Here is a 3,417-nt window from a genome sequence, read left to right as displayed (position 1 = left end):
GACGTGAGGTGTGGGCGCCTGCCCGTGGTTCGGGTCAGGGGGCAGGCGCCCTCGCGCTACGACGTCCGCTGGTGCGCGTGACGATTCCAACCCGAGCAGCAGCTCGGACGGCCAGCGGCTAGGGTTCCGCGGCGCAGCCCCGTAAACGGTACCGAGCACCACCCGGGTACGGTCAGGTAGTTTGTGAGGTGCGGGATGGCTGTTGTAATCCATCGCCCGAGCGCCGCGGAACGGCCGAGTTTGTACGGTGGGGGCATGTCGGAGACGCCTGTTGTACCCGTGGCCGCGTTGCTCGATGCGGTCGAGCGGTGCCGGTATGCGGCTGCGCGGCTTGAGCGCACTCGGGCGGCCGCAGGACACACGTCGATCACGGAGCGGGAGGCGCTCCGGTACCTCCGGGCTGCGTCGGCGCGGGATGAGCCGTGCACGCCGAAGCAGCTCGGCGAGCACCTCGGCATCACCACGCCGTCGATGACGAGCCTGCTAGACCGGTTGGAGGCGTCCGGATTTCTCACGCGAGTGCCAAACCCCACCGATCGACGCTCCAGCTACGTGCAGCTGACTCTGGCTACACCGGATCGAGACGACACCGACCCACTTGCCGCGCACATCGCCGCCCTCTGTGCCGCCATTCCCCTAGCGGACGCGGAGATCATCACCCGGTTCCTCAACGACGTCGCAGCCCTCCACCGCACCACAACCACCAGCACCGGAACAGTGAAGGAGACACAATGAGCAACATCACCCCACCCTCCGTCCCAAACGATGACGGTGCCCTCGAGGGGCCCGACGTGGAAGTGGCCACCACCGACTCGGATGGCACGGTGAAGCCCGCTGGTCTCGGTGACGACAGCACCATCCCGAACCACCCGGACGGGCTCGCCGCCGGTTACTCCGATACCGACTCGCACTTCAACCCCGAAGAAGACACCCCCACGCAGTAACCCGGTTCTGATGGGTCCGCGATGGTGCGGACTGGTCACAGACCCACAACTGTCGGATAGTGGAAGGTCCGCCGGGCAGTTCGGGTCCGCACGACGCACCGGGGGTACCGCCGAGCTTCAAGAAATCGGCCGTTACCCCGCACCCCTGGAGATTGACCCCGCTCAGGTCCATGCAGACGGTGCGCTCCGCGGCATCGACGCCCCGGATCTCTCATCGTCGTCTCGGTTCGCGTTCTCCGCGGAGGAGAGTTGAGCAGTGTGCACTATCCCGGGGACGTGCGGGATGACCCGAACGGTCCGCACACCTCCGCAAGCACGAGCCTGGGTGGGTGCAAACTGTGGAGCAGCAGCGGGGTGGTTCCCGTTGCGAGCGGGGCGGCTGCCACCTATCCGGTGGCCGCCCCGCGCTTCCAACGGGAGCGCGACCCTACTGGGAGCCGAACAGGTCGGGGCGTGCAGTGTGTTCGCGGGTGCGGTCGAGTGGGATTTCGAAGAGGTCAGTGCGGCGGTAGTCCTCGGACCAGCCTCGGCGCATGCGTGATGCTGCACGGTCGAAGGCTTCGATGATGTCGAATCCGGGGACGAGGAGCGCTTGCACGCGGAGGCCGTCGTAGAGGGCGAGGAGCTGTTCCGTGGCGCGGGCGGGCTCCATCGTGTTCGGTTCTCGACCAGTACGGATGTCGTGCTCGAGGGCGGTGCGGATGGTCTGCCGGAATCGGAGGTACAGGGTGCGGTAGTAGTCCGCACCCTCGTTTGCTGGGTCGGAGCTTGCTGCAAGGGTTGATGCGAGCAGCCGCATCAGTGCGGGTTCTTCCGAGTACGCGACGATGAGCGCGTGCAGGTATGCGACCGCGCCGTACTGCTCGGCGATGGGCAGCAAGGGCCGAGACAGGGTGCTGGACCACCGGTCGACGGTGGCGGTCAGCAGGCTCTGCCGGGTCGGGAAGTGCTGTCGGAGTGCGTCGACGCTGATCCCTGCGGTGTCGGCGATCTGGTCCATGTCGGCCCGTTCCACGCCTACATCGTGCAGCACCATGATCGCGGCGCTGATGATCTGCAGACGCGGCTCGATCGCATCGCCGACGCCCTGGTCGGTCAATGGTGCGAGGGGGTGCTTCCGGAACCACTCCAGGAGTGCTTTCGCCCGCGATGTGTTGCCGCCGCCCGGGACGGGGTCCGGATGGTCGGTGAACAGGTCGAGAAATCCCGGGATGTCCTTGATGAGAGGGTCGGCGGATTGGAACGCCATCGACCATTCTGGGAATGCCCGCGCACTGATGTGATCGACGGCCACTTCACGGACGTTGATGTGGCGTGGGTCCTGCCGGATCCCGGCGAACCGCTCCCGGACGTCGTCGTCGTCGCCTTCGATGATCCCGAGGCAGTTGCTGCCCTGATGGGCCAGGATCCCGGTGATGCCCAGCTGCAGGTTCTTCTCCCGGGCGATCACGAGGATCTCCGCGAGCTCCTCGTCCGTGACCGGGCGAGCCATCGTGCTCACGTACACCAGTGACAACATCTGGGACCCCTGTTTCCTTCACGCGTGTCTTACTCGCCCAGACTGGGCCACGCTTCCAGGAAACAGCAACCCGCGACTGGTTGCTGCGTCAGATGGATCACGGACAGTACCGGTGCAGGAGCAGACAGTGGTCGGTGAAAATGCCGACATCGCGGTCGCATCAATCGGAGTTAGTGTCTCCGGCAACCCGGTTTGAGCATGCTCCTGGGTCAACAGGGCGCCTGTTGCTGCACGCAACGGCGTCCAGCCGGGATGGTGTCGCAGGGGCACCATCCCGGACCCCTGCGGGCTGTGCGCCGTTCACAGCGGGTCGGGAGTTGCATACCATCGAGCAGGGGGAAGCAGATGAGACGACGCATCGCGTGGGTGAGATGACGACCGACACGCGCGCCCCACGCGAGGCCGGTGACGACGAACTCGACAGCGCTGACTCCTACTGGATCGACGCGGTCCAGCGAGCGATGCGTCCTGCACCCGCCGTGCTCGACGAGTACACGATCGCGACCACGGCACGGTCTGCGCGAGGGATCTCCGGAGACCTGTCTGATGTCACTGTGGACAGCCAGCGCGGGTACGCCACGGTCACGGTGGGCGACGTCATGGGCAAAGGCCTTGCTTCAGGGGTGCTCGCTGCGAACCTCCTCGGCAGCCTTGAGGTGTTCCGCCAGGAACCACCCGGCGAAGCCGTCGACGCTGCGGAGACCGCGACCCGGGACCACTTCGAACGCGCGTCTGCGTTCGCGACCTTGTTCCACGCCCGGCTGCGATTCCGGGATGGACGGATCGAGTTCGTCGACGCGGGCCACGGCCTCACCGCGCACGCCCACACAACCGGTGCCGTTGAACGGATCCCATCGGCGGACTTCCCGATCGGCCTGCAACCCGCCGGGATACCTCGCCTGCCCCGTATCCTCCATCTCGCCCCGGGGAGCTGCTCCTGATCGTCACCGATGG

General features: G+C 66.4%; 4 protein-coding genes. 3 read left to right on the top strand and 1 reads right to left on the bottom strand.

All coding sequences use genetic code 11. The annotated features are described in order from the left end of the window. Positions 1-255 precede the first annotated feature (255 nt). Both ITJ69_RS20120 and ITJ69_RS20115 read left to right on the top strand, forming a co-directional pair. On the top strand, positions 256-735 hold the full coding sequence (locus tag ITJ69_RS20120) for a MarR family winged helix-turn-helix transcriptional regulator (protein ID WP_194673837.1): 480 nt from the start codon (positions 256-258) through the stop codon (positions 733-735). After that, positions 732-944: a hypothetical protein gene (locus tag ITJ69_RS20115; RefSeq protein WP_194673838.1), complete on the top strand. Its 213-nt coding sequence runs from the start codon at positions 732-734 to the stop codon at positions 942-944. The genes ITJ69_RS20120 and ITJ69_RS20115 overlap by 4 nt, the downstream gene beginning before the upstream one ends. 427 nt (positions 945-1,371) lie before the next feature. Here ITJ69_RS20115 and ITJ69_RS20110 read toward each other — a convergent pair whose 3' ends face one another. After that, entirely contained in the window at positions 1,372-2,463 is a 1,092-nt protein-coding gene (locus ITJ69_RS20110) for a BLUF domain-containing protein (protein WP_228549984.1), read from the bottom strand. Positions 2,464-2,780: 317 nt separating this feature from the next. On the opposite strand from ITJ69_RS20110, the gene ITJ69_RS20105 reads away from it, so the two are divergent. Further along, positions 2,781-3,404, top strand: coding sequence for a PP2C family protein-serine/threonine phosphatase (locus ITJ69_RS20105; RefSeq protein WP_194673835.1), 624 nt, complete (start codon positions 2,781-2,783; stop codon positions 3,402-3,404). The last annotated feature ends 13 nt before the right edge of the window (positions 3,405-3,417 follow it).

It is taken from the genome of Curtobacterium sp. VKM Ac-2887 (assembly GCF_015350935.1).
Lineage (GTDB): Bacteria > Actinomycetota > Actinomycetes > Actinomycetales > Microbacteriaceae > Curtobacterium.
Note: the sequence above shows the minus strand (reverse complement) of the source record. Positions and strands in the feature narration are given on the sequence as shown.

Excerpts from the sequence above, each read along its gene's own strand:
- ITJ69_RS20120 (WP_194673837.1), top strand. The coding sequence starts at position 256 with ATGTCGGAGACGCCTGTTGTACCCGTGGCCGCGTTGCTCGATGCGGTC.
- ITJ69_RS20115 (WP_194673838.1), top strand. The coding sequence starts at position 732 with ATGAGCAACATCACCCCACCCTCCGTCCCAAACGATGACGGTGCCCTC.
- ITJ69_RS20110 (WP_228549984.1), bottom strand. The coding sequence starts at position 2,463 with ATGTTGTCACTGGTGTACGTGAGCACGATGGCTCGCCCGGTCACGGAC.